Consider the following 25,167-nt stretch of genomic DNA (forward strand, 5'->3'; position numbering starts at 1 on the left):
TTTACCACCTCACATAGTCTGAAAATATCTCTTTAAACTTTTGAAGCTCACTCTCTGAGGGTCTACTCCATCTACCATCTTGTATTCTCATATTTGTATTTTTACTTGGATTCTTGAAAGATGTTATTACTTGGCTTCCATCAGCTTCAACAATATGAATCCTGCCATTGTCTCCTTTGATCACCCATCTTCCGTCTTGTTGAACAAGAACATCAGATTGTCTGGCCTTTTGAACATCATTAATCGCCGAACCCACAGGCCTCCCCTCTTTACTTCTTAGCACTGCGTGTTCGCTTCTCTCTAGTTTATTCGTCACCTGGCCCGACTGTCCATTACTTGGAGTCGAAGGTTTAGGCTTATTGCCAGAGATTCCACCCTTTACTCCACCGCCGCCTCCGCCGAGTCCTCCTCCAGAGGATCGGCCCATTCCGGCACTGCCACTGGCGCTGCCACTTCCTGAGCCTAAGCCTTCCAAGGCGTTTTTCTCTCCTCGTTTGGCCTCTCCGCTAGGATCGGTGTAGATCAACGGGTTATTTTCCACATACGTGTACAAATTCAGGCTACTCGGTTCTGCTTTATCCCCTTCATAGGTATCTTCGTTGATAAAACGTCCCAGATTCGGGTCGTACCAGCGGGATCGCAGATATTGCAGCCCTGTTTCCTCATCCCAGTATTCTCCCGCATAGCGGAGCACATTCGGTGTTTGCTCTTCCACCACCCGTGGATTGCCCCACACATCGTAAATGTACCGGTTCAGTATGTCACCTGCGGCATTTCTCAGCTCGGTCACATCACCGTGTCCGTTCTTCCAATAGGTTTGCAGACCACTATCCCCAGGGATATGTCGTGCCTGAAGTTCCCCGCTAGCGTCATACACGTAACCTGCTGTGATGGACACTTGGTTGTTTGATCCTACTGTGCCTTCTGCCACCAGCAATTGACGATCGTCATAGTAGTATCGGGTTGTTGCTCCTCCTTGACCTGTTCTCTCATACAATAGGCCGTCACCGTTATAGCGATACTGTACCTTGCCTTTCTCTGTGTCGACTTCGATCAGACGATTCCGCCCGTCATATCTGTACTTGGCCTGACTCAGATCCGGTTGACGTTCACTTATCATTTCTTTACGATTGCTACGCGCATCATACGTATAACTCTCGTTAAATACACTCGAGGACTTCAATCGATTCAGTGCATCGTAGGTGTAGAGGGAAGTCTCTGCATTGTCGGTCTTGGATACGATATTTCGATTGTTATCGAAACTGTACCCGTAGTTACCAAATACATTTTCATTACGAGTCTGCGTAAGCCCCGTCATATCAAACCCGCTGTAGATGTAATTCTGTTGCAATCCATTACTTGTTTTGAATTGAGACAGGGTCTTGTTACTCCGGTAACTGTACGTATACGAGCCTAGTTCGGTATTACCCGCGCTCTTCACTTTCAGACTGGATACCTGTGGCAGCGGAACAAGGTAACTCTGCTCCACACCTAACTGGTAGTTGCCTGAACCAAATTGTTGACTCGTCCGCAAACCTCGTTCTTCATAAGCGTAAGTCAAGGTGGACCCATCGGGATACGTCAATGTAGCAAGATCGCCATTGGCATCATAGGCGTAACCTGTCGTTCCAGTCCCGTCGGTCATCGCTGTTCGTCTTCCTGCGGCATCGTAAGCATATGTTACTGTCTCATCTGAGGTTATGTGTTGGACTTCAAAACCTCGATTGTTATACACATACGTCTGCTCTTGTCCCATACGATCCCGGTACACTGTCAGTTGATCTGCGTTGTCATACGTAAACCACTCCTGTTGGCCTAGCGGATCAGTCTGTTTGATCAATCGGCCTAACTCATCATGCTCGTATACCATCCGCTGACCATCGGCATATTGCAACGAAGTCATGTGGCCCGACAGGTTGTATGCATAACTCGTCGTTTGTCCAAGCGAGTCCTTAACGGATAACAATCGATTCAATGCGTCATAGGTATACGTCGTGCTGTTCTGATTGGCATCCGTGGAGGAGATCAGGTTCCCTGCAAAATCATAGGCCAATTTCATCAAAGTCACGTTGCCTGATGCTTTTACCTCTTCTTTACTGGTGAGTCTGTCAAAAAGATCATAGCTCTCTCTAACCGTATTACCTGCTCCATCTGTAATGGATTTTACCCGGTTCACATCATCATATTGATATCGATTCGCCCCTATGCCAAATACCTCTAAGGACACCCGGCTCCAAGGGTCATATTGATAGGAGACACTGCCGTTGTTATAGTCGAGCTTTCTTATTAATCTTCCATACGAATCATAGCGATATAACGTCGAACCCCGAACATTCACTTCTGAGTTTAACTCTCCGATAGGTGAATAGATTTTACTACTCATGACACCGGTAGGGTCAGTTACGGTTACCTGATTCAACGCATCATTATATGTTACCTTAGTCTGCGTTCCATCCGGATACTTCTCTGACGTCATACGTCCAAGTGCATCATAAGTGAACGAGGTGGTGTTCATATTCCCATCTGTATATGATTGCTGTACGCCACTAAGTGGATCGTAGACCGCCTGTACAGTTTGAATATGTGATTGTCCAGTATGATCCGTAACTTGAACCGACTGACCTGTTAGAAAAAAGGTTTTGGACGATGGACTGAATGTTTGCCGAACAACCGTATCTTTTCCATTTCCTTTAATGGTTACTTTAATCGGATTTCCATTCACATCATATTCATAATTGATCTGTTCAAGAAGAACCCCTGCTTTATTCTTAGAGACCTTTGTCAGTAGGTACCCTTTGTTCAGATCATAGGTATATGTTGTAATCAAGCTGTCATTCGCATTAAGCGGCTGTACGATTCGGGTTGGTGCAATACGGTTGTTGATGGAAACAACATCGTTGGTAATCGTCGTCGTTGCACCATTTGCATCCGTTATGGATGATACCAGTCCGAACGAATCCAGCGTCTGTCTTGTTGGTTTCCCGATCAGTAGCCCCGATTCACCAAAACTGTATTCATTCAACGTAATGGGTGTCGGGAACCGTTTGGACTCATCATAGGTGTACGTACTGACCTTCTCGGCAGCAGAGCTATCTGCTGGCTTTATGGCTTTACTCAGCAAGTAGTACGTATCAGGTGAATTGTCACCCCAATATTTTCGTTTGAATGTATATTTTGTTTCTAGAGCACCTTCAACCCCGAAAGCATTGTACGTAACGTCTTGGCCGTATGAATTCTTGTTATAGTATGAAGTATCTACAAATGAGGTCTTTGTTCTGGATTCAGAAGCTGTAGGCGAACTGTATGAATGGGTCATGCCGGAATAGGTAACTATGGTCTCCACTGCATACTTTCCAGTGTAGATCTGATACATGCCTGTACTGTATTGCGTAATAGCCTTATTTGGATGTTCAATGGCGGACAAGAAAACCCAATCTTGCCATCCCCAATAGAGCATACGCAACGTACCTGTAAAGTCTTTATAAGATTCAAATAAATTGAAGGGAAGCCGCGAGTACTGGGTATACGTATATTTGGTTGCTCGTCCCAGCGGATCAATAACCTCGCTTAACACATCTCTGTTCGTGCCATTCGTTGTATAAGGTAGCTTCGTTTTCTTGTACGTCACAGAGCGATTTCCAATAGAAGCACGCACCGTATTGCTGCTATCCTGATAATCCAAAGTCAGATAATTACGATGCTGGTCGTCTGCCGTAACCGTCATGACCGTCTGAAGGACCGGATAGCCATATCTCCCCATATAGCTATAGGTCAAAACAATCCGATTCCCCACTCCGTCGCGAATCTCAACAAGGTTACCAAATCCATCAAAATATTGACGAGTGTCCTCTTCAAAATTTTCTAGAACATACCGGATCTCTGTGTTACCTCCAGGTGGAGGTGAAGTTTCTGCGAATCCGATATACGGATACGGCATTCCTTCAAGTCCGTTACCCGTTCGATCCGAGCGCATAAACGAGCCTAATCCTGCAATATGAAGACGGTTCTCACTAACATTGTAATATGAAATATCCCAGGACCAGCCTTTACCCAATAGAAAACGTTCATCATCTATAGATATTCGTTTCTGATTCCCGTAAATCCCGCCCTCACCTTCGGCAAAATAGATGTCGTCCTTGCCTGCCGTACTGTTGTACACACGGGTAAGAGCAAAGTCCAATCCGTTTGAGCCAGGCAAGACCAGGTCAGTTACTCGTAAGGTGAGTGAGGAGTCCGTCATGGATATACCGCCCGTTGAATCACCAATGCTATATGGGGCTTGATCATATTTTAATTTGGCCCGCTGAATGGCTACCTCATCATATCCTCTTGATTGGGCTGCCATCATTGAAGAAGAAGGTGAGAGCGAATTCTGTTGCATTTGTTTTTTCTGATCTTTGTTTAATTGTTGCTCTAATAATGCCATTTCCTGCTCATGAATTTCATACGGAGTAAGCTTTCGATCAGGATACTTCTTATCCATAAATTCTTGATAGCTGTTTCCGGCACGCTTCGCTTCCAAACCCTGGTAGATATCGCTTAGACTGAATCCTTTCCCCATTTCCGATACAATCCAGTCACTTTCCACATCATATAACTCCGCAACGGAACTAATCGTTATCAGATCTTCCGAAGGAATTGCAGACTCGAATTCAACTGGGAAAGAGCTATCTTCCACACCAGAATGATGTTCAGCTACGGCTACAGGAATTCCCCAAGGCTGCAGGGTACCTGTAAGCATTGAAACCATCATCACAAGTGCTACGATTACACCCATACACTTTTTCAATCTGAGAGATTTCTTCATATGTTCTCCTCGTCATATAATTATTTTTTTATTTTTTCGATCAGGTTCCCCTTGGCATCATAGTGGTATTGAATGGCGCCTTGATCCATTTCAACAAGCGTAAGACGTCCGTTCACATCATACTGATATCGATATGTTACCGGACTGGCTGTTAGGGAGTTCAGCTTAGCAGTATCATGTATCTCTGGTTCAATAGATACACTTACTGGTTCAACGTAAACCGTCATCGGTTCTTCATCCCGCTTTTCTTCCATAACAAGCTGCACACGAACAGCGGCTGTACCTTCGGGAGTCTCTCCCGTCACATGGTCTGTCCATTCAGATTCCATCAACACATCACCAGATTCGTCCAGAAATTGAAGCTCCCAATTCAATTTCCCGGTATAAGTTGCAGAATCGACCCGAGCCTTCCCAGACCCTATGTAAAATTGTTTTCCTTCGACACGAGCGTCTTGAGAAAGGATTACCGTTTTACCACGCGTGGAGCCGCTAAGATGTATGCTCAAAACATCAGATTCTCCTTCAACGGAAGAGTTAACCCTTTTTAAAGAGCTTTTCGCCAAGTCTTGATCCGTATGCCAAAACTCAACCCCGCTCATGTCCTCTTCCAACTCAAGAAAGTTCCCATTCCGCACTATTTCCCCATATGTGGTCACTTGAGTTGTTTTGGTGGGTTCAGATACCCGATCTCCCTGTCTCGCACGAATACCGAAATCATATTTTCTTCCAGCGACAAGATCCTCGGCATAATAGAAAGGAGTCTTCGTTTCAGCGACTAGATTGCCAGACTCATAAACTTCATAGGTAACTGTTGGCGTGAATCCCTCCATCAACTTCCACTTCAAGGATACAGATCTGCCTGTTACTGATTCGACCTCCAACTCTTCCGGTGTAGAAAGCGTTATAGAAGACTTACCTGTCAAATAATCACCATTGTTAGATGAATTATTTTGGTTAGTCTCCACGTTGATGTTATCACCCTCTGCACCCTTAGCTATGAAATTTGTCCCAATCATCAGAGCCAAAACTCCCGCAGCTGTGACAACAACAATACTTACTTTTCTAGATATCCCTCTCATAATCCCCCTCCAATTTTTCCAAAATAAGAACTTAAACAACATTATATTCAATATAAGATACTTTTTCTATAAAAATTTCCAACAAAAACGGTAAATCGACTCCAAAAATGACGTTTATACGTCATTTTTTAACAACAAAAAAGAGATCGTCTCGATAAAACATCGAAACCATCTCTTATTCTTTTACTATTTATACATCCGAATAGACTATATTCATAAAAAAAACATTTTCTTTCCCATTATTTCCCCGATACCTCACGAATCTGGTACTTGCACTTCTTGCCGCCATCAGCATAACATTCGGTGCGCTCGACGTCCGCTTGCAATAGAGAGCGAAATAGCTCCAGCTCACAACGACAAGCCTGCTTGTACGCACTCGCAACCTGCACGATTGGGCAGTTCAGCTCGGTAATGACATACGTTCCATCTTCTTCGATAGATGCATCAGCCATATACCCGTTGGCATTCTGGATTCGTGCCAGTTCCTCGACACGTCCGGCAAGGTCATGACCCTCCATCTGCGGCAAGCCGCTGCGAAGCAACTTGTCACGGCGACCTTCAAAAAGGGCATCCACGACTCCACTGCCTGCCGTATCAGACAGTTCATCAAGCAGTTCCAGCGTTAGGGAAGAGTACGACTTCGGGAAATAATTGTCTCCGCGATCCGTCAGATGATATACCGAGGAGGGACGCCCTGCTGTTGCACGAGCCTCACGCACCTCGATCCATCCTTCCTGCTCCAGTGCTGTCAGATGGCGACGAATCGCCATTCCGGTCAGCCCTAGCTCCGCCGTGATTTCACGGGCCGTCATCGTTCCTTGCTGCTTCAGCATGAACAGAATCCGTTCACGCGTTGTACGTTCTTCTTCACGCTTCATGTTCAGCACCTGCTCTCCTGCTTATGCCTGTACGGGCGCTGCCTCCCGGCAAGCATCCGAGCAAAAGCGGTTATGCGTCTCTTCGCAATCCTCACAGCAGACATGCTGCAGGTTGCAGGTCGGACAATTAATATATCGGTCATGTGTCGTACCACAGTGATAACAGCTGGCGATGACAATATCCTCATCGGTACGGTTGATCGGTACGGAAATCCGCTCGTCAAATACATAACATTTGCCATCAAACAGACGTCCCTGCACCTCAGGATCTTTACCGTAAGTAACAATACCGCCCTCCAACTGTGCAACATCCTGGAAACCTTCCTTGATCATAAACCCGGTCAGCTTCTCACAACGGATACCGCCCGTGCAGTACGTAATGATCGTCTTGTCTTTCATATCGCCGAGATTCTCGCGAATCCACTCCGGGAATTCACGGAATGATTCGACATCCGGGCGGATGGCGCCGCGGAAATGACCGATTTCATACTCATAATCATTGCGTCCATCAATGACGATAACGTCATCCCGTTGCAAATGCTCGTGGAATTCCTTCGGTGAGAGGCGTTTGCCGCTAATCTCATTCGGATCAAGCTCTTCGTCTACACGGAAAGTCACCAGTTCTGCTTTGTGACGTACAAATATTTTTTTGAACGCATGCTCTTCCACATCATCAATCTTAAACACCATATCCTTGAACAGCGGGTTGGCATGCATGTCCTTCATATATTGCTCTGTCTGCTCCGGTGTTCCTGATACTGTGCCATTGATGCCTTCGGAAGCAATCAGAATACGGCCTTTCACCCCTAGGTCCTTGCAGTATTGCAAATGCTCCTGCGTTAACGTCTCGGGGTCTTCGATCTTCACGAACTTATAATATAAAAGCACGCGATACGCGCTGTTACACATGTATATCACCTGTTCCTCTTCCATGTTGTTGGCCGGTTCCTCCGGCGAGCCACCTACATTGCACCCTGACTTGCAAAAAAAGAAAAGAAACAGCCGCCCGAAACATCGTCTCGAACTGCTGTCTAACCATTCGACTTTATATTCCTGCATACTAGTTTATCGGAAGCGCAAGGACTTAGTCAATATAAATGTATAGAAAGGCATGAAAGATATGGAACACGCCTTCCATACCGCCACTATCCTTTGATTGGGCAACTATTCCGAAATCGTAATGATCGAGGTCACAAAGTGATATTTTTCATTCTCCATCACAGATTGTGACAGCAAAATTTTGTTCCCCTGCGGGCTCCAGGCTAACGAATCAGCCACATTGTCCATCTCTGCGGAGATCTGGAATTGCTCTGCCGATTCCGTGTTGGAAACAAACAATCCTTTTTCGTTATCCTTATCGGAATTAATCGTGTACGCGATCTTGGAGTCGTCACCCGACCAGCTTGTGCCAAAAATCTGTGTGCCTCTGGCGAGTGTGGCCTTCTCATTGCCTTCCAGATCGGTGAGCACCAGCGCCCGTTTGGTATCCGCTGTTCTTTTTACAATCGCAAGCCTCGTTCCGTCGTTCGATGGGATGACCCACTCCACGCTTTTGAGCACCTGTTTGGCTTCGCCCGTCTTCGTATCATAGGTGTTCAGTTGACCGTCTTCTCCGGTAATGTAATAGATCATGTTGCCCGACACCTTGATGCTACGCACGTTAAAGTTACCTGTCTCTACCAATACTTTAGTGGTGCCGTCCAGTGCAGCCGAGATCAGATCTCCTTTCATATTGGAAAAAACAACATGTTCATTATCGAGCCAGGCACCTTCCTGAACAAATCCATCCTCTTCACCCGCAGCAACCGCTTCTCCGCTCTTCAGGTTCAGAATGAAAGGCCAGCCTGTCGTTTCCTCCGTCTGCCAGTAGAACAGATGCTGTCCATCCGGCGATACCTGCGGTGCTCCCAGGTTAACCTCGCTCTCTATAAGCGGTGTATCTGTGCCTTTCGTCAGATCAACCATGTACAGGTTGTGCGGATAACGTTCCTCTCCCTCTACACTAACAGGTTTCATGGACGTGTTTTCTTTATCTGTCACAATCGAACTCTCGCTCAACCAAGCGATTCCGCGCATATTAGGCAGTTTATCTATTTTCTCAAGTTTGAAATTCTGGTAAACGGACGTGTTCGTGTTATCTTTGACCGTAATGTCTGTGCCTGTTTTTGCACCTTGTGTATTGCCAGACGGCTCTGTGGTGCTTCCACAGGCAACAGTGATCAATAACGCAGCTGCCCCCAGCGCTCCAAACGTGACTTTCATCCATATCATCATGTCGTGATCCCCCTCGGTTACTTATGCTATACACCTATCATAAAGCCGGCATACTTCCAAAGTTATTCAGACTTGTTTCCAACTTGTAAACTTGTATCTATATAAATTGAACTAAAATTATTTACATGAATACTCCGATGACAGAATAACCTTCCAATCACTCTTATCCCCAGATTTTTCTGATCCCTTTTCTCAAGGGGAAAATCCGGTGATAAAGGCGAAGGGTATGCTTCCGATGTTAGCTTTCTTTCAGAAAGCTTTTAGCTCCGCTTTTTCAGGTTTTTTCTGTCCTCTCCGTTTCTTATGTAAATGATTAGTGCAAGATATATTGATCTCAATTTACAAGTGGGAATACGAGTTGAAATGTCACGCCATCTTGATGCTCCTGATCGCTCGGTAGTAGCGTAATCGTTCCGCCCTGTTTTTCAACAAACTGTTTTACGAGGGATAGACCAAGTCCGGTTCCGCCTGTTTTGCGAGCTCTGTCCTTATTGACGGTGTAAAAAGGTTCAAAAATCTTCTCGCGTGCCTCTTCAGGGATCGGCGTACCTGAGTTATAGATGCGAATAACCGCCTGATGTTCCTCTGTACGCCGCTCATTCTCCACTCGAATGATGCCTCCAGCAACGTTATATTTGATCGCATTGTCCAGCAGATTGATGAAAATGTGCATCAGACTCTCCCGGTCACTGTGAATGACGGCAGGCTCCAGATCGAGCTCCATGTTCAGTGCAAACTTTTCAACCTTGCCTCGCATTCGCCCGCAAGCGTCCGCAAGCAATGCCCTGATTTCCACATCCTCCGCCTGATTCTCGAAATCGTACTTTTCAAGCGCAGACAGGTGTAGCACCTTCTCTACCATTTCATATAATCGTTCGGTTTCTTTCCCGATATTATTCGTCGCATCATCCAGCAGTTGTGGATCATCCTTGTACATATTTAAGAGCTCCACGTATGCCTTGATGGACGTCAGTGGTGTCTTGAACTCATGACTGATGTTGCCGATATATTGTTTCTGTTGCTGCTCCAGCGCTTGTAACTTCTCGATTGCTAGTTGCAGCTTCTGCTGCTCTGCATGCATGGCTGCAATGTTTTGTTGAATAGACGTGCTCATATAATAAATCCCTTGTCCCAGCTCGCCCAATTCATCCTTGCGTTTGACCGGAGATTCGGTAATATAGTTGCCTTCTTGAATGGAGGCCGCTGATTTCTTCAACCGGGTAATCGCTACAGCAAAACGGTTGTAGAACAGATAACCTAGAATGAAACTAAGCGCAACCACCGTGATGCCTGCCCATAAGAACAATTGTTGAATCCGGGCATAGAAATCCTGATAACTCTGCACGGAATATTGAATCCAGATGGCACCAATCTGTCCCTCCGGGCCGTCTAGCGGAGCGGCATAAAGCAATGTCTCTCCCTGCTCGTGATAGGCAATTTTATTCTTCAATGCGTAATTCAGAGTCTCCTGAACGAGTTCATTCTCACTTGGCGCAAAAGAAGCTCCCACTTGTTTGCCACTCATGTCATATAGTGCAATTGGCAGGCCTGTTGAGTCAGAGAGAGCTTGCGCCAATCTACGTCCATTTTGCTGCAGGAACTGTTCCGGCTCCTGACGAATGGCCTCCGTATAATATGCCTGGCGCACATTCAGATTAATGAGACGCGTCTGTTGCGCGAGAGTACGCTCTACCTGTGATTGCTGATTAAGCTCAATGCCTCGGAGTACGAGGGAACTAAGCACAACCACCGTGAGGATGAGCAATGCGGCCAGAAACACGCTGAATTTTAGCTTGATGCTGACTCTCATACCGTTCCGCCTGTTTCAGGAGCAGTTGCCTTGTACCCAATACCGTATACCGTTTGCAGCATTTGCTGATCGGTATCTCCGATTTTTTTGCGCAAACGCTGGATGTGAATATCTACCGTCCGTGTCCCCCCTGCGTACTCCATGCCCCACACTCGATCCAGCAAATCATCCCGTGTGTACACCCGTTCCGGATTGGACATCAGAATGGTCAACAGGTCGAACTCCTTGGGCGTTAAATCCAGCTTCTCTTCACCCACCGTCACAGTGCGATGAGCAACATGAATACGCAGGGTTCCATTGACAATTGCTTGGCTCTTGGAGTCGTCCTGCGGTGGGGTACTGCTTTTCTCTACCCGACGCATCAGTGCCTTCACGCGGGCGAGCAATTCGCGGATTTCGAACGGTTTGGTCATATAATCGTCTGCGCCCATTTCAAGACCGACAATTTTATCCACCAGTTCGTTCTTGACGGTGAGCAAAATAATGCCGATATCCTCCCGATCCTCTAGCCTGCGGCAGACGCCATATCCGTCCAGTTTGGGCATCATCACATCCAGAATCATGACTTGAGGATGGAACAAAGCCACCTTCTCCAAGGCCTCTTCGCCATCATTCGCTGTCTCTACTTCATATCCTTCACGCCGCAGTGCGTACGCAATGGCACTGACGATGCTGGATTCATCATCCACAACCAGCACTTTTCTATTCATCGGATTCATCCTCTTTATCTGTGTCATTGGTTTATGCGTTTATGTTATCAAGATCGCGATCATTACGCCATGAAACTTTGGTCGTTTTCATTACCCTATGGATACCTCGCAGCAGGTACGTTGCTCTTCTTCTTTTATACCCCAAAGACGGCAAAAAGAGCCATTCCACCGATGGATTGGCTCAAAATTTCTCTATTACATGTGGACTGTAACGATGTGAAATTGACTGATAATATTTAAACTCTAATCATCTTTGTTGGTACCTATTGCTAAGGTAGCAACTTACGGATTTCCTCTTCGGAAAGACCCGAGGCTTTCACAATGGCGGACATGTCCACTCCAAGGGCTAACAGCTCACGGGCCATCTCTTGTTTACCTTCTCGTAAGCCTTCCTTTTTACCTTCCCGTAAACCCTCCAGCCTACCTTTGGCTGTCCCTTCTGCCCGCGCTCCCTCAATCATCGACTTTTCATCACTCAGGGCCTTCATCCGGGCATCATACGCCATACGGGTAGCGGCATCATGACTCAAAAATTCCAGCGTATCCATCGCTTTCTTCAACATCGGTTCATTCATCGCCAGCACCTCCCAATTTGATGTGTCGATCCCTCTCAGGAATAACAGCCAATTCACAAGTCCGCCCTTCTCCAGCGGAATAGGGTGTTTCTCCAGCTTCGTTAACTCCATCACATGGATTTCAATGTCATCCGTCAGGCTAATCCCTGTGTGGTCTTCCCGCAAATGAAACACATTGTGGTAACGTTCATTATCCAAACAGGAGTAGTTCAAAATGTTAATAGTCACACACTTTTTAAGCAGATTATAGTTCTCACCCTTTTTAATCTGGTGGAAGTACATCTCACTCCAATAGAACAGTGTGCGCTTCTCCATATGGTACGGGTTGAACAGCTGCATCTCAATATTAATGAGCTTTCCTTCGACCGTCTTCGCCTTAATATCCAGAATGGACTGCTTATCCTCTGGACTATCTTTATCCGTGTACGTGTTAATAACCTTAATCTCCGTTAAGGGAGCCTCGCCAGTTTCAATAAACGTGCTGTTCAGAAAAGCTAACAAAACATCTTTATTTTGCTCACTTCCAAAAATGCGTTTGAACACAAAATCTACCCGTGGATCAAGCAGTTCCGCCACACATCATCAGCTCCATTCTTCACCAGCATTATACCATAATTCCCATCCTTCCTTTTGTTTAAAAATAATGAACTAAAGTATTTACACAATCCACTCCGATGACAGAACAACCTGGAGAGTAGCGGTTATCCCCAGATTTTTTCGATTCCCTTCTCCAAAGGCGAAAATCCGGGGAACAGCGTATGCTTCCGATGTAGCTTTCTTACAGAAAGCTTTCAGGCGACCGCTCCGCTTTTTCAGTTTTTTTCTGTCCTCTCCGTTAACGTGTAAATGAACAGCTCAACTTATATAGCATCATTTGATTATTCATTCCTCAAACGACAAATTTAACGGCTCGTCCGACATCTCGTATTCCGTTTCCATATGCGTCACAGGTGTGTTTAGATCCACCTCTTCGAAGCGGAAGCTGTCCACCCAGACCTTTCCTTTTCCGTTCAGAATCACCCCAAATGAAATCACTGCGCTCTCAGCCGGCACATCCAGCACAATGCTGTACTGATTCCATGGCTGCGTACCGGTAATCGGCCGGTCATGCATATTATCAAACTGCAGCACATCGTGCACTTGATTATCCACACGCATCCATAGTCCGCAGAATGCTTCTACACGATCCGTTTTAACAAATCCAGTCAACTTCATCCGTTTACCCACATATTTATCTGCCCTGAACTGCTGCATCATCGTAGCAAATTCATTTGGTTCCATCGGTGTAACGGCCTTCAAATACCCTGAGGCCTTGCCTTGATGTACCTCGGCGGGATCAAGTCCCATCTCATAGTTTTGCGGGTGACTTCCCGTTAACATCCAACCTTTGATTTCCGTTGTCGTATTCATCTCTATTTCTCCTCCTCTGGTTTTCCCAGTGAATAGTTTAAGATCAAATAATTTGCGAAACCGCCCAGGTGGCATGCCATACATTTTGCGAAAAGCCCGAGTAAACGCTTCCTGACTTTCGAATCCGCAGGCCAGCGATATGTCCAGAATCCCTGCATCCGTAGAACGCAGTGCGGTGGATGCCAGACTCATCCTCCGATGGCGAATGTAATCAACCACCGTCATGCCCACCTCATCCCGGAATACCCGGTGATAATGATATGGCGATAATGCCGCCTTGGAAGCCACGTCTTCCAGCCCAATCTCTTCATGCAGATGGTTCTCGATGTAGAACAAGCTGTCCTGAATCATCTCCTGATATCGACTCAATTGAAGATGTCCCCCTTCCATATCCTTACTATACGTGTTCACGAAGGAGCCGTTTTGATCATTTTTGCGGAAAATAAAAAAAGAAGAGCCTGATCAGGGACAACCATGTCCCTAACCGACTCTTCATAACTCTCATTTAAATGTGCTCCTCGGCCAAGTACAGCCTGATCAGACTGCCGGAACCGGCTGTGCACCAGCCTCTTCCTCATCATGTTCCACCAGCTCATGCTTCTCCCATGCACGGCTCTTCCAGCGGAAGTACATGATGACTGCACGTGTCCACTCGTCTGCCGCAATAGCAAGCCACACGCCTGCCAGCCCCATATTCAACTGGAACACCAGTAGATAGCCAAGAGGCAGACTCATGCATACCATGGAGATCAGCCCCATGTATACCGGGAACTTCGCATCACCTGCCGCACGCAGGGAACCAATGATAACGATATTACACGTACGCCCGGTTTCAAGCACCAGACTGAGCAACAATACCTGTGCGCCGAGCCTGATAATTTCCGGATTTTCCGTAAAGATGCTCATCAATGGCACGCGGAAAATGATAATGATTACGTCAATCACAACGGTCGCCAGAAGCGCCCATTTTACACTGTCGAATACACGTTTGTACGCATCATCCTTCCGCCGAGCACCCACAAGACGGCCAACAATGATGGACGTTCCCATGCCGATTGCCATACTGAACAGATAAATGTAGCTCGAAATGTTACCTGCATATTGTTTGGTTGCCATGGCTTCCGCACCCAAATAGGTCACATACAGCGTGAATACGAGCTGACAGGAGTGATACACCATCGATTCCATCGCAGACGGTATACCGATGCGCAGAATTTTGCCAATAAAATTTTTGGACAATTTAATGTAATATTCAAAATCGACACGAACCTCGCTTACACGATACAAAAGCCAGAAGAAGATCAGCAAGCAGACGAAACGGCTACCTACCGTCGAGATCGCTGCCCCTTCCACACCCAGCTTCGGCAAGCCGAAATGTCCAAAGATCAGCGCATAGTTACCAATGACGTGAATGACGTTCATAAACACGGACACATACATCGTTTCCTTGGTATATCCATGTGTACGAATCGTTGCCGCCAGTGCATTAATGAGGGCCTGCAAGAAAATTCCGCCCCCGACAATGCTGATATAGGAACGAGCATAATCGTAAATTTCACCTTGTATATTCAAAAGCGACAGCAAATGTCCGCCAAACACCAGGAAGATCACACTCAGGATCAACCCGACTGCCAGGTTAAGCGTAATGGCATTACCTGTAACCTGTGCTGCTTCAGTCAGCTTTTTCGAACCGATATATTGGGCTACAACAATCGCGGCACCATGTCCAATGACTTCGAGTACAAGAATCGCAATGGAGATAATCTGGTTGGCTGCACCCACCCCGGAGACGGCATTATCCGATACCGAGCTAAGCATAAGCGTATCCACGCTCCCCATCAACATAAACAAAAAGAGTTCCAGGAATATAGGCCAAGTTAACCGAATCAGCTTCAGATCCTGGGCATCTGAACGGAGAGACTCTTTGGTCGAGGATATTGCTGTCATTTTCTCACCTTTCCAACGTTTGCTTCAATTCATAGGGTATGTTAGCACAGGTGGTTTGAAAATGCAGTAGTTTTGCGAAAATAATTGAAAATATTTTGGAAATTCCAGTAATAGGTATTATAACGCTTTCATGAAACCCGTCTGGCTACTCCTTTTGAATGGCACTCGATGATGCCTCCCAGGACATAACAAAACCCTCCCAGCACGCGTATTAAGCGATTAGTGGGAGGGCTCTCTTACGTTTATACTCAGCGGAAGCACTGACAAGCAATCATCCTTTAACCGAACCTGCAGCGATCCCTTCGACAATTCGTTCACTCAGCACCAGGAACGCAATGAGAATCGGCAAAATGCTGATCATCAACGTTGCACCAATGGCACCCCAATCGGTGGTGTACTGCCCGATAAAGTTCTGCACTCCGACAGTCAATGTTTTGTATGCATCCGAACTAATGAAGGTGTTCACAAAAATAAATTCGTTCCAGTCATAGATCATGTTAATGATCGCCGTTGTCGCAATAACGGATGCTGTCATCGGCAACACGATACGGAAGAAGATGCGGTTCACCGAGCATCCATCCATCACCGCTGCCTCTTCTACCTCTCTTGGAAGCGCATAATAAAATCCCAGCAGAATCATAATCGTAATCGGCATATTAAATGCAATGTATGAGAGAATGACCGATAACGGATGATCGGTAAGATTTAACTTCAAGAACAGGCTGAACAGCGGAATCAGCGTGGAATGCACCGGGATCATCAGACCCACCATGAACAGTCCCAGCACCAGTGAACGTCCCTTCCAGCGCATGCGTGTAATCGCAAAGGTGACAAGACTGGCAAACAGCACCGTGAACACCACGGAAACGACCGTAATCCATACACTGTTGAAAAAATATAAGCTGATATTGCCTTCCGTCCATACCTTGACATAGTTCTCCCAACGCGGCGTAGCCGGGAGCGCAAAAGGAGCCATGTCGAATACTTCCTGATTATTTTTAAGTGAAAATAACAGCAACCACACTAAAGGCAAAATCTGAAGCAAAGCCACCAGAGACAGGAGCACGTATAACAGGACGTATCCAAGCCTTCTCGTCCATACCGGGCTATGGCCTGTCTCCGGGCCAACGGGCAACCTAACAGCCGGTTCCATCTTCAACGGAATGACCTCCTTTCATTATAAGTAAGCATCAGGAATATTGAATTGTATCTTTGGATGCCGTTGCCTTACGCAGTAACCACGTCACAACCAGACAGATGAGAAGCAGGAAGAAACCTACCGCACTGCCGTATCCAAAGTCAAAACTGCGAAATGCCTGACGATACATGTAGGAAGCCATGACTTCACTTGCGCCATTCGGACCGCCATCTGTCATGACATAGATGAGGTCAAAATATTTCAGTGAGCCAACCACGGCGAGCACCACGGTCACTTTAATCACTTCCGTAATGAGCGGCAGCTTAATCCGGAAAGCAATCTGCCACGGGTTTGCACCATCAATACGCGCAGCCTCGATGAGTGATTCCGGGATGTTTTTGAGTGCCGCGTAATAGATCAAAATATAGAAGCCTGCATACTGCCACAGAATCGGAACGAACAATGCATACAGCACCAGTGATGGCTCCGCCAGCCAGGCTGGCGGATTGCTAAATCCGATGGCTTCCAGAAAGCTGTTCAGTACACCATTACTGGGGTGATAGATCTTCAGCCATAACTGGGCAATCGCAACGGATGACAGCAACATTGGAATCAGATATATTTTGCGAAAAAAGTTTGCACCCTTGATCTTGCCTGACAGCACGAGTGCAATCATCAGATAACCGATGAGACTCAGCGCAGAGAACAAGGCTAATAAAAAGGTATGATTCGCACTCTGCCAGAACGTACTGTCCTGAAGCAATCTGGCGTAGTTATCCAAACCTATAAACGTCATTGCCCCAATTCCATCCCATTGCATCAAACCGTAATAGCCCGTAAGTACAATGGGGATGTAGACCAGAACCAGGAGCAGAAGCAGCGCAGGAAGCACGTACAGCGCAGCCACCAGGCGGTTCGACATGACTTTGTCCAAGACGTATTCCTCCCTTCAAGCGTTCAAACATTCATATGGTGTACGTGTCGGTGAGGTCTACATCAGTTGCCTTTGTCGATCGCAGCCTGATGATTCTTCACAAAGTCTTCCGGTGTTACTGCTTTACCAAACAGTGCCTGAATCATATCGAGATGCGCCTGAGCAGCAGCCGGTTTCATCTGCACGTCTGCAAAGAGAGTCAGGCTACTCGCCTGATTCAGCTCGTTCAGCAGATCGATGTAAAGTTGTGGCAGCTGGACTGCAGCGGTATCCACTTTAGTTGCTGGAATGACTCCAGCTTCAGTCACCGAGCTTTCGCCCCATTTTTCCACAAAGTATTGAATGAATTTCTGAGCTTCGTCCTTCACTTTTGAGTTCTGAGCCGCAAACAATCCTACGCCCGGTCCGCCTACCCAGCTGTTAATGTCGCCTTTGCCGCCATCAATCGTCGGGAATTTGAAAAATCCAACCTTATCCTTGAAGTCCTGCGGAATGTCCGGGTTCGTTGTAAAGTTTGGCAATTCCCATGTTCCCATCAGATACATAGCCGCTTTTTCATTCATGAATTCGGATTTGCCCTCATCGTTGGACAAGCCGTTAAAACCTTTGTTGAATGCATTCATATCCACCAGCTTCTGCACTTCAGCCGCAGCCTGTGTCAGTGCCGGATCATCAAACTTACCGGAGCCGTTAATGGCTTTCTCCAATGCATCCCCGCCCACACGATTCGCCAAGTACATGTACCAGAGTGAACCCGTCCAGCGGTCCTTGTTCCCCAGTGCAATCGGCACTTCACCGTTATCGGTCAGCGTCTTCACCACGTTCAGGAATTCATCATAGGTGGCTGGTGTCTGCAAGTTATATTTTTCAAATATCGTTTTGTTGTAATAAATAGGAGAGATATTCAGCTCAATCGGCAGTGCATACGTTTTACCGTCTACCGCGTAAGCCTCGGTCGTTCCGGCGATAAACTTCTCGCCCAGATCCCCTTTAAGCAAATCATCGAGTGGTGCAAACAGGTTACCCTTCACATAAGGCTCCAGGAATCCCGCAGCCCAGGTTACGCCCACATCGGGAAGTTCATTGGAAGCAGACAGAATTTTCAGTTTGTTTTTGTATTGTTCATTCTCCAGCACTTCCTGCTTGATCGTCACATTTGGGTTATCGGTCTGATACTGCTGGATAATATCGTTGACCAGTTTGTTCTGTTGTGCGGAGCTGCCTGCAGGCCATAGATGCATGAATTTCAGAGTAACCTTGCCATCTCCGCCACTGTCACCGCCGCTTGCATTACTACCGGAATCATTGCCCGCCCCGGAACCTGCATTGTTGCATCCAGACAAAATGACAGCCAGAATCAGCGTCCATGACAGGATCATAGCCAGTGTCTTTCTTTTCATATTTCCAACCCCCAATAGTGGAATTTCGGTTTTTGTAACCGCTTTAATAAAAGTGTAGCATGGGCATCATCCGCCTATAAGGGTAGAATGATTTGGAAAAACTCCACTATTTTGAGTATTCATTCCCTTTTTGTTGAAAGAGTGAACTCTGCTTAACTCCATCTGTTAATCCTTTTCGTTCACAGAGTGACGATATTTACTCGGACTGATATTCTCCAGGCTTTTGAATACTTTGATAAAATATTTATCGGTCTGATAGCCTACTCTCTCCGCAATTTCGGAGATGGGCAGGTTCGTCTGCACTAACAACTCCTTTGCTCGCTGTACCCGTTTGCGCATGAGATATTCGCTGAAATTCAGCCCAACTTGTTCTTTGAACAGCACACTGAAATAACTGGAATTCAAGTGCAGGGAATCGGCAAGCTCACGCATCGTCATCGGTTCACCCAGATGTGTCTCAATGTATGCCAAAGCTTCTCCAATCGGTGTATTATCCTGTTGCTCTCTCCGTTCCCGGATGTCTACCAGCTTCGGGTCAACGATGTCTTGCATCGCTTGGATACGTCGTTGCTGCTCATGAAGAAGAAGTGCCTTCTGTACGGTCTGAAGCAGCTGCTCTTTATCAATCGGCTTGAGCAAGTAATCTACCACACCCAGCTTAATCGCTTGCTGCGCATAATTAAAATCCGCATACCCTGACATGATCAGCACCGCTGGTTTGCTTGGAAAATGTTGAATAGCTTCCACCAGAGACAAGCCAGACAACTCTGGCATCCGTACATCCGTAATCAGCAGGTCAGCCGGCTGGCTTGCAAGCCACTCTCTGGCCTCCACGCCACTCGCAACCGTCTGAATCCGGTTCTTCCCGGCAGACCATGCTTCAAGTGTTTTGCGTATACCTTCTCTTGTACGTGGCTCGTCGTCCACAATCAATATTGTTTTTTCATGAATCATGTGTAGCCTCCGTTTCCCTCGGAATCTCAAATCGAATCACTGTCCCTGCTCCAGCTCCGCTCTCAACTGTAAGTTTGGCATGCTCACCAAGCTGACGACCAAAATAAAGCCGTAGACGTTGATATACGTTGATCAACCCCACACCAGCTCCTCGGCCTGGAGCTAACGGCTCACCTCCGTTTAGCGCCTGTTTAATCGTCTGGAGACGTTCATCGTCTATGCCTGGTCCATTATCCCGCACCTCCACACACACGATATCTGTTATCGATGAAGGTTGTACGCTGATCTTCACCATTCCAGGTTTTAACGTATTCTCGATGCCGTACAGAACGGCGTTTTCCACAAGCGGCTGAATCAGCAACTTAGGCATGGGTACGCTTCGCAACTCTTCACTCAGCCTGATCTCCCACTGCATTCTGTCGCCCAGCCGCATCTGCATAATGTTCAGATACCGTTCTACATGTTCAAGTTCATCCGCAATCGTAACCCATTCATCTTGATGGGGGCTGGAGATTATGTAGCGAAATAACCGAGACATCGCGATAACCATACGCGCCATCTCCTCCTCTCCTTTTTCCTCCAGTGACCAGTAGAACGCTTCTAATGTATTGAACAGAAAATGAGGGTTGATCTGGGATTGTAGCGCCTTCATCTCAGCCCGGGACTGCATGACCTCTTTCTCATGTACCACCTGCGTCAATTCATTCTGCCTATACACCATCTGGTTATACACGTCATTCAGTTCATTGATTTCTAAGGTAGAACTCACCATGAGGTTAGGTCTCATGGCCCCTGGTTGTGCCCCGCGCATCGCCCGCATCAGCCGAATTAGCGGACGGGTAATCATCGTGGAGAGGAAGAAGGACATGACTAAGAAAAGCACAACGCCGATAATTCCCGATACAAGCAGAGCCGTTCTCAGGATAGACACTCCTTCTGTAGTCTCTCGCAGTGGTGTCAGTACAGCCAGTGTCCAGCCCGTTAACTCAGATCGTTGCTTCACCACGATATAAGATTCCTTGCCATTCTGAACAACCGATTCACTGTTCATCACCGCCTGAGGATCGAGATGCACATCCAAATTGGAGGTCACCACTTCACCGTCACCGTCCAGTAGCATAATCGAATCCTGGGAGCCGTCTGCCCCAGCCGAATCATTCAGTTGAAAAAAACTGCGTTGCATACGTACGACCACGTATCCCCCATGCTCAAAGGAACGCTCCAGCAGACTGATCCGCCGAACAGCCAGAAGAATGCTCGGATCGTCGGGATCGGAGCCAGCCCACACCAGTCGACCTTTACCCTCGTCCGCTTTGACAATCCAGTTCCGCTCCAGCCTATGACTTAAGGAACGATCATCCATCGGAAAGATACGACTATAATCCGTAGTGTATATCTCCATACTCTGTGCACCATTAATAAAGGACTGGTAGCTACCTGCAATCTGCAGTAACGCCTGCCGCTGATTAAAGCTCGCCTTCTGCCCTCGCTTCTCTTCATTCAGCAGACGTTGCACATAAGCATCATCTGCAACCTGAGCGGTCAGGGAATTCACCTGTGCAATCAGTGCATCCAACCTGCCACTGGCCTGTACCGCGGTCTGATGGATATGCTTCTCGGCATTGTTTTTCAACAAAACCGCTACACGGTCATAGGCTGTGATGCCTGCGAGCAGCAGGACTATGAGCATGACCATTACAAAACCGACAAAGATCTGATTACGAAGCGAGTTAAAATGCCTTGTTTTCCGCTGCACTATCTAGACGTCCTCCTCTTTCTGCATGTAAAAGAAACCACCATCTCACGCCCGTATGTTACATAACGGGAATACACTCGATGCCGGATTCATCTACGTTATTCTGTTAAGGTTATATTGAAGCGCTTGCAAAAGAGCCGAAAAATTAAACTCTCTTATGTTTCTTTTCCTCTTAGCGGATCAACTTTGTTTAACCATTAAATTATCTCATTCAAAATAACATAGTTTTGTTTGGGGATCAATGGATTTCAACTGATTTTCAATAGATTAGAACATGATAAGAGAAGAACATGGAGCAACGTAAGCTCCACCCCTCGAAACCCCTTAATATGTAATTATATATAATATTATGAAATATTATATTATGATAGACAATATGAAAAATGATATCAAATACCTAACTTTCTAAGGAGATTCTTAACTTATGAAAAAAATGAGCCAAAAAAATTGGATTATCATTTTAACACTTGCTCTTGTAGCCTCTCTAGTTGCAAATGTTGTTGGTTATAATTCAAGTAACGGAAAACTAAAAGATTATTTAAATCAACAATACAGTCAGGTACTATCAGATTACGAAAGCAACATTCTTTCTACCTCAGATTCAATCTTGTCAACTTTGCAGAGCGCTATAGATAAAAAGATGATTAGTAAAGAGGAATTATTATTGTTATACAAGAGCTACGAACAGTTAAATCAGAATCAGAATCAATATGCAAGCTATGTACAGATATATAACACTCCTGATGGAAAAAAAGCTTTCTCTCTGGACATGACAGAACCTATTACTCTTAATTATGTCCCTGGTTTTATCTACTTTAATTCAAGTAAAGCTATGTTTGAAAAACTTCTTTTGCAAAGCGAATCCGATTCTGACTTAGTTGTAACTGCTAATTTAGATAAGAGCCTAAAACTTGCAAATGAAATCGTCCAAATAAACACAGACATTTATAAAAAATATATCAATGAAAATTTCGCTAAATTGTCAAACGAAGAAGCAATACTGACCAGGTTACACTTACAAAAAGAGCTGACCATCTCTTTCACAAAACTAGCTGAGCTTGACGCAGAACTATTCAAATTAAATAACTAAATCCCTTTTAAAAATTCGCCATAAAAAAGAGCCGAAGCAGGTTTAACCTCTGCCTCGGCTCTTTTGCAACCATCATCAGAACATGCTCCACCATTCATTAGTGATATCCATCAATGTCACCCTTTAGGCAGCGCATTACGTAGACGTTTCTCCCGATACCGCTGATAGGCACGAATCAGCATGCCGATGATGATCATCACCACACCGATATTAATCGCCACATCCGCCAGATTCAATATGCCCCGCCCCGACGGAAACACCAGGAAGTCCGTCACACGAGCATATACAAAGCGATCTATGGCGTTGCCGAGTGCACCGCCGACCATGAAACCTGCCCCGGCCTGCATCCAGAATCCCCGTATCTCACCTTTACGCCGATAATAGAGCATACCTACGATAAACAGCACGGCAATGACCCCGAATAAACGTGCATTCCCTTGAAACATGCTTCCGGCCATACCGCTATTTTCATAATGTTGCAGCTGCATCCCTGAATCCCCGAGCCGCATCACTTCGCCGACCTCCATATACATCCGAACCGCGATCTTGGTACCCTGATCCACAAGCGTAACCAGCAACGCGATAAAATAAAACAACATCGTTTTCCCCCTGCCTGCCTAAGCCGCTCTTTATGTTCAATTGCAGAAAAATCATTATAACGTTCTTCTTACTCTACCACAGCGGTTATAACGTCTCCAAATGATCCGATCTTAAGTCTCTTCTAACATTCGATAAAGTGTGCAATTCACTACGGGCAGGTAGAGCCCCGTCCTGCGTCGAATGTAGAGCTTCATCACACATACGAAGGAGATGTCTTTCATTTGAATCCGATTAATCCCGAAATCACTGCAAGACTTGCACAGATGCAGCAGGAAGAACAGGAACTGATATGGGATACATTCAACTCCGAAACAGCACTACAACTCGGCCTGTATCTAGTTCAGGAAGCGAAACGCCGCTCACAAGCGGTGACCATTGATATTACGCTAAAGGGACACCGTCTTTTTTTGCATGCGATGGAAGGCACCCACCCCGATAACGAAAGCTGGATTCGGCGCAAAAACAACGTGGTCAACCACTTCGGCTCCAGCTCCTGGCATACGGCCTTACGACTACGGAGCGAAAATAAAATATTGGAGCAAGATTACCAACTATCTGACTCCGATTATGTACTGGCTGGTGGTGCATTTCCACTGATCCTAAAAGAGGAAGGGCAAGTAGGGACAATCACAATTTCGGGTCTGCCTGATGAGGAAGATCATGATCTCGTCACCACAGGCATTCGCTCATTTTTAGAGGGGTAGTACATACTCCATACTCATAACTGCGTTTCCTGGAACGTTGTGCACGTGAAAACCCGCCTTATATGATTGAATAAGGCGGGTTTAGTATTTTTAACTTTTTCGATCCAGAACGCAGTTAAGGAATCAGGATGGCTTTTTATTTTTCATCATGTGATATACATTGCTAAAGCTGCCGGAGAGAATGCCGACAATCGGGAAAATCGCCCAGTTAATATCCCAGCGCTGGTAGACGAAACCGGTAAAGAGGAAGAACGCTGTCGCGAGTGGCCAAACCACAGCCTCAACGGCTCGCACTGCTCGTGCCTCTTCTCTCTTGGCTGCATTCAGATGCTGATCCTCAAGCAACGTCGTATAGGAGCCCTGAATATTACCGTAATAGACAAACAAAAACACACCGATCCCCGCTGTAGCCAAGAGAGCCGATACACCGTAAGCCGCATACGTATCATTCACATAGGCCCCTGCAAATATGAAAACAGGAGACAGGATGCACAGACACACGCCCGTAATAAGAGCCACACGATATGTGAGTGCAAAGCTTACCTTACTGCGCTGGATAGTCATCAACAGGGAACGTGGGAGCTGGAACCCTTTCTCCATATACTCGAACCGTCCCAGCTTCATACCGCTATAGATGAACATACCCACGGCAACAGCCGCCAGCACAAACATACCACTCATGCCAATTACAGAGCCAATGCCGAACGTACCTTGATCTGATGAAGATCCTAAGCTCTCGAACAGCGTATCCATTAATATGAGAAAAGCTATTCCCGCCGAGGACAGCCACACGCCCAGCCCCGTCCAGAAGCCTGCACTTCGCTTAGCCGCGAGATAGGCCTGAACCTCTTCTTCGGTCAGCACAGGATATGTTTCCGAAGCATCCTCAGTCTGAATTCCGAGCTCTTCCATCAATTCTTCGATGTTGCCAAACTCAGAGATCACAATGCCAACGGCCTCATTCTCTGATCTGCCCTCCTGTTTTAACTCTAGATATTTATCTTCCATACCCGAAAGAAGCTCCTGTTTCATGCGCTCCACCTCAGGACTTCTCGGCAATCCCGCAAACATATTGTCCAGATACACCATTATTGTCTCCAT

General features: G+C 46.4%; 19 protein-coding genes. 2 read left to right on the forward strand and 17 right to left on the reverse strand.

The genetic code is table 11. The features are described from left to right. Position 1 precedes the first annotated feature (1 nt). The 15 genes from MHI38_RS14580 to MHI38_RS14650 all read right to left on the reverse strand — a co-directional run bounded on the left by MHI38_RS14580 (position 2) and on the right by MHI38_RS14650 (position 21,672). Positions 2-4,807 (reverse strand): RHS repeat domain-containing protein, encoded by a 4,806-nt coding sequence (locus MHI38_RS14580; protein ID WP_341181349.1) that lies wholly within the window; start codon positions 4,805-4,807, stop codon positions 2-4. Positions 4,808-4,827: 20 nt separating this feature from the next. Continuing rightward, positions 4,828-5,886: a fibronectin type III domain-containing protein gene (locus MHI38_RS14585; RefSeq protein WP_341181350.1), complete on the reverse strand. Its 1,059-nt coding sequence runs from the start codon at positions 5,884-5,886 to the stop codon at positions 4,828-4,830. 239 nt (positions 5,887-6,125) lie between these two features. Next, complete coding sequence (locus MHI38_RS14590; protein WP_154890108.1) at positions 6,126-6,764, reverse strand: winged helix-turn-helix transcriptional regulator; 639 nt, start codon at positions 6,762-6,764, stop codon at positions 6,126-6,128. A gap of 21 nt (positions 6,765-6,785) precedes the next feature. Continuing rightward, positions 6,786-7,673 (reverse strand): oxygen-dependent tRNA uridine(34) hydroxylase TrhO, encoded by an 888-nt coding sequence (trhO, locus tag MHI38_RS14595; RefSeq protein ID WP_154890350.1) that lies wholly within the window; start codon positions 7,671-7,673, stop codon positions 6,786-6,788. A 255-nt stretch (positions 7,674-7,928) separates the two neighbouring features. Continuing rightward, positions 7,929-9,038, reverse strand: coding sequence for a TolB family protein (locus MHI38_RS14600; RefSeq protein ID WP_341181351.1), 1,110 nt, complete (start codon positions 9,036-9,038; stop codon positions 7,929-7,931). Positions 9,039-9,372: 334 nt separating this feature from the next. After that, complete coding sequence (locus MHI38_RS14605) at positions 9,373-10,848, reverse strand: sensor histidine kinase (protein WP_308722625.1); 1,476 nt, start codon at positions 10,846-10,848, stop codon at positions 9,373-9,375. Next, positions 10,845-11,558, reverse strand: coding sequence for a response regulator transcription factor (locus tag MHI38_RS14610; protein WP_154960523.1), 714 nt, complete (start codon positions 11,556-11,558; stop codon positions 10,845-10,847). Before MHI38_RS14610 ends, MHI38_RS14605 begins: the two co-directional genes overlap by 4 nt. A 269-nt stretch (positions 11,559-11,827) precedes the next feature. Next, positions 11,828-12,709: an Rpn family recombination-promoting nuclease/putative transposase gene (locus MHI38_RS14615; RefSeq protein WP_308722624.1), complete on the reverse strand. Its 882-nt coding sequence runs from the start codon at positions 12,707-12,709 to the stop codon at positions 11,828-11,830. 306 nt (positions 12,710-13,015) lie between these two features. Continuing rightward, entirely contained in the window at positions 13,016-13,933 is a 918-nt protein-coding gene (locus tag MHI38_RS14620; RefSeq protein WP_308722782.1) for a helix-turn-helix transcriptional regulator, read from the reverse strand. Between the two features lie 147 nt (positions 13,934-14,080). Next, positions 14,081-15,490, reverse strand: a complete 1,410-nt coding sequence (locus tag MHI38_RS14625) for an MATE family efflux transporter (protein ID WP_308722623.1) — start codon at positions 15,488-15,490, stop codon at positions 14,081-14,083. A 271-nt stretch (positions 15,491-15,761) separates the two neighbouring features. Continuing rightward, positions 15,762-16,643, reverse strand: a complete 882-nt coding sequence (locus MHI38_RS14630) for a carbohydrate ABC transporter permease (RefSeq protein WP_260984721.1) — start codon at positions 16,641-16,643, stop codon at positions 15,762-15,764. A gap of 37 nt (positions 16,644-16,680) precedes the next feature. Continuing rightward, positions 16,681-17,562, reverse strand: coding sequence for a carbohydrate ABC transporter permease (locus MHI38_RS14635; RefSeq protein WP_308722622.1), 882 nt, complete (start codon positions 17,560-17,562; stop codon positions 16,681-16,683). A 62-nt stretch (positions 17,563-17,624) separates the two neighbouring features. Continuing rightward, positions 17,625-18,962 (reverse strand): extracellular solute-binding protein, encoded by a 1,338-nt coding sequence (locus tag MHI38_RS14640; protein ID WP_154984378.1) that lies wholly within the window; start codon positions 18,960-18,962, stop codon positions 17,625-17,627. Positions 18,963-19,127: 165 nt separating this feature from the next. Continuing rightward, entirely contained in the window at positions 19,128-19,916 is a 789-nt protein-coding gene (locus MHI38_RS14645; RefSeq protein ID WP_154890092.1) for a response regulator, read from the reverse strand. Next, positions 19,906-21,672 carry a histidine kinase gene (locus tag MHI38_RS14650; protein ID WP_154890090.1) on the reverse strand — a complete coding sequence of 589 codons (1,767 nt, stop codon included), beginning with the start codon at positions 21,670-21,672 and terminating at the stop codon, positions 19,906-19,908. The genes MHI38_RS14645 and MHI38_RS14650 overlap by 11 nt, the downstream gene beginning before the upstream one ends. 424 nt (positions 21,673-22,096) lie before the next feature. Here MHI38_RS14650 and MHI38_RS14655 point away from each other — a divergent pair, with 424 nt between their 5' ends. After that, positions 22,097-22,762, forward strand: coding sequence for a hypothetical protein (locus MHI38_RS14655; RefSeq protein WP_154890088.1), 666 nt, complete (start codon positions 22,097-22,099; stop codon positions 22,760-22,762). 116 nt (positions 22,763-22,878) lie between these two features. On the opposite strand, the gene lspA is transcribed toward MHI38_RS14655, so the two are convergent. Continuing rightward, positions 22,879-23,361 (reverse strand): signal peptidase II, encoded by a 483-nt coding sequence (gene lspA, locus MHI38_RS14660; RefSeq protein WP_090921622.1) that lies wholly within the window; start codon positions 23,359-23,361, stop codon positions 22,879-22,881. A gap of 222 nt (positions 23,362-23,583) precedes the next feature. On the opposite strand from lspA, the gene MHI38_RS14665 reads away from it, so the two are divergent. After that, complete coding sequence (locus MHI38_RS14665; RefSeq protein WP_308722617.1) at positions 23,584-24,066, forward strand: heme-degrading domain-containing protein; 483 nt, start codon at positions 23,584-23,586, stop codon at positions 24,064-24,066. Positions 24,067-24,189: 123 nt separating this feature from the next. On the opposite strand, the gene MHI38_RS14670 is transcribed toward MHI38_RS14665, so the two are convergent. Next, the gene (locus MHI38_RS14670; protein ID WP_341181352.1) at positions 24,190-25,167 is read right to left on the reverse strand and encodes a permease prefix domain 1-containing protein; all 978 of its coding nucleotides are present in this window, start codon (positions 25,165-25,167) and stop codon (positions 24,190-24,192) included.

It is taken from the genome of Paenibacillus sp. FSL K6-1558, assembly GCF_038002565.1.
In the GTDB taxonomy this organism is placed as follows: domain Bacteria; phylum Bacillota; class Bacilli; order Paenibacillales; family Paenibacillaceae; genus Paenibacillus; species Paenibacillus polysaccharolyticus.

What these genes read in the sequence shown, in the direction of transcription:
- MHI38_RS14580 (WP_341181349.1), bottom strand. Translation starts at nt 4,807, where the DNA reads ATGAAGAAATCTCTCAGATTGAAAAAGTGTATGGGTGTAATCGTAGCA.
- MHI38_RS14585 (WP_341181350.1), bottom strand. Translation starts at nt 5,886, where the DNA reads ATGAGAGGGATATCTAGAAAAGTAAGTATTGTTGTTGTCACAGCTGCG.
- MHI38_RS14590 (WP_154890108.1), bottom strand. Translation starts at nt 6,764, where the DNA reads ATGAAGCGTGAAGAAGAACGTACAACGCGTGAACGGATTCTGTTCATG.
- trhO (WP_154890350.1), bottom strand. Translation starts at nt 7,673, where the DNA reads ATGTGTAACAGCGCGTATCGCGTGCTTTTATATTATAAGTTCGTGAAG.
- MHI38_RS14600 (WP_341181351.1), bottom strand. Translation starts at nt 9,038, where the DNA reads ATGATGATATGGATGAAAGTCACGTTTGGAGCGCTGGGGGCAGCTGCG.
- MHI38_RS14605 (WP_308722625.1), bottom strand. Translation starts at nt 10,848, where the DNA reads ATGAGAGTCAGCATCAAGCTAAAATTCAGCGTGTTTCTGGCCGCATTG.
- MHI38_RS14610 (WP_154960523.1), bottom strand. Translation starts at nt 11,558, where the DNA reads ATGAATAGAAAAGTGCTGGTTGTGGATGATGAATCCAGCATCGTCAGT.
- MHI38_RS14620 (WP_308722782.1), bottom strand. Translation starts at nt 13,933, where the DNA reads ATGGAAGGGGGACATCTTCAATTGAGTCGATATCAGGAGATGATTCAG.
- MHI38_RS14625 (WP_308722623.1), bottom strand. Translation starts at nt 15,490, where the DNA reads ATGACAGCAATATCCTCGACCAAAGAGTCTCTCCGTTCAGATGCCCAG.
- MHI38_RS14630 (WP_260984721.1), bottom strand. Translation starts at nt 16,643, where the DNA reads ATGGAACCGGCTGTTAGGTTGCCCGTTGGCCCGGAGACAGGCCATAGC.
- MHI38_RS14640 (WP_154984378.1), bottom strand. Translation starts at nt 18,962, where the DNA reads ATGAAAAGAAAGACACTGGCTATGATCCTGTCATGGACGCTGATTCTG.
- MHI38_RS14645 (WP_154890092.1), bottom strand. Translation starts at nt 19,916, where the DNA reads ATGATTCATGAAAAAACAATATTGATTGTGGACGACGAGCCACGTACA.
- MHI38_RS14655 (WP_154890088.1), top strand. Translation starts at nt 22,097, where the DNA reads ATGAAAAAAATGAGCCAAAAAAATTGGATTATCATTTTAACACTTGCT.
- lspA (WP_090921622.1), bottom strand. Translation starts at nt 23,361, where the DNA reads ATGTTGTTTTATTTTATCGCGTTGCTGGTTACGCTTGTGGATCAGGGT.
- MHI38_RS14670 (WP_341181352.1), bottom strand. Translation starts at nt 25,167, where the DNA reads ATGGAGACAATAATGGTGTATCTGGACAATATGTTTGCGGGATTGCCG.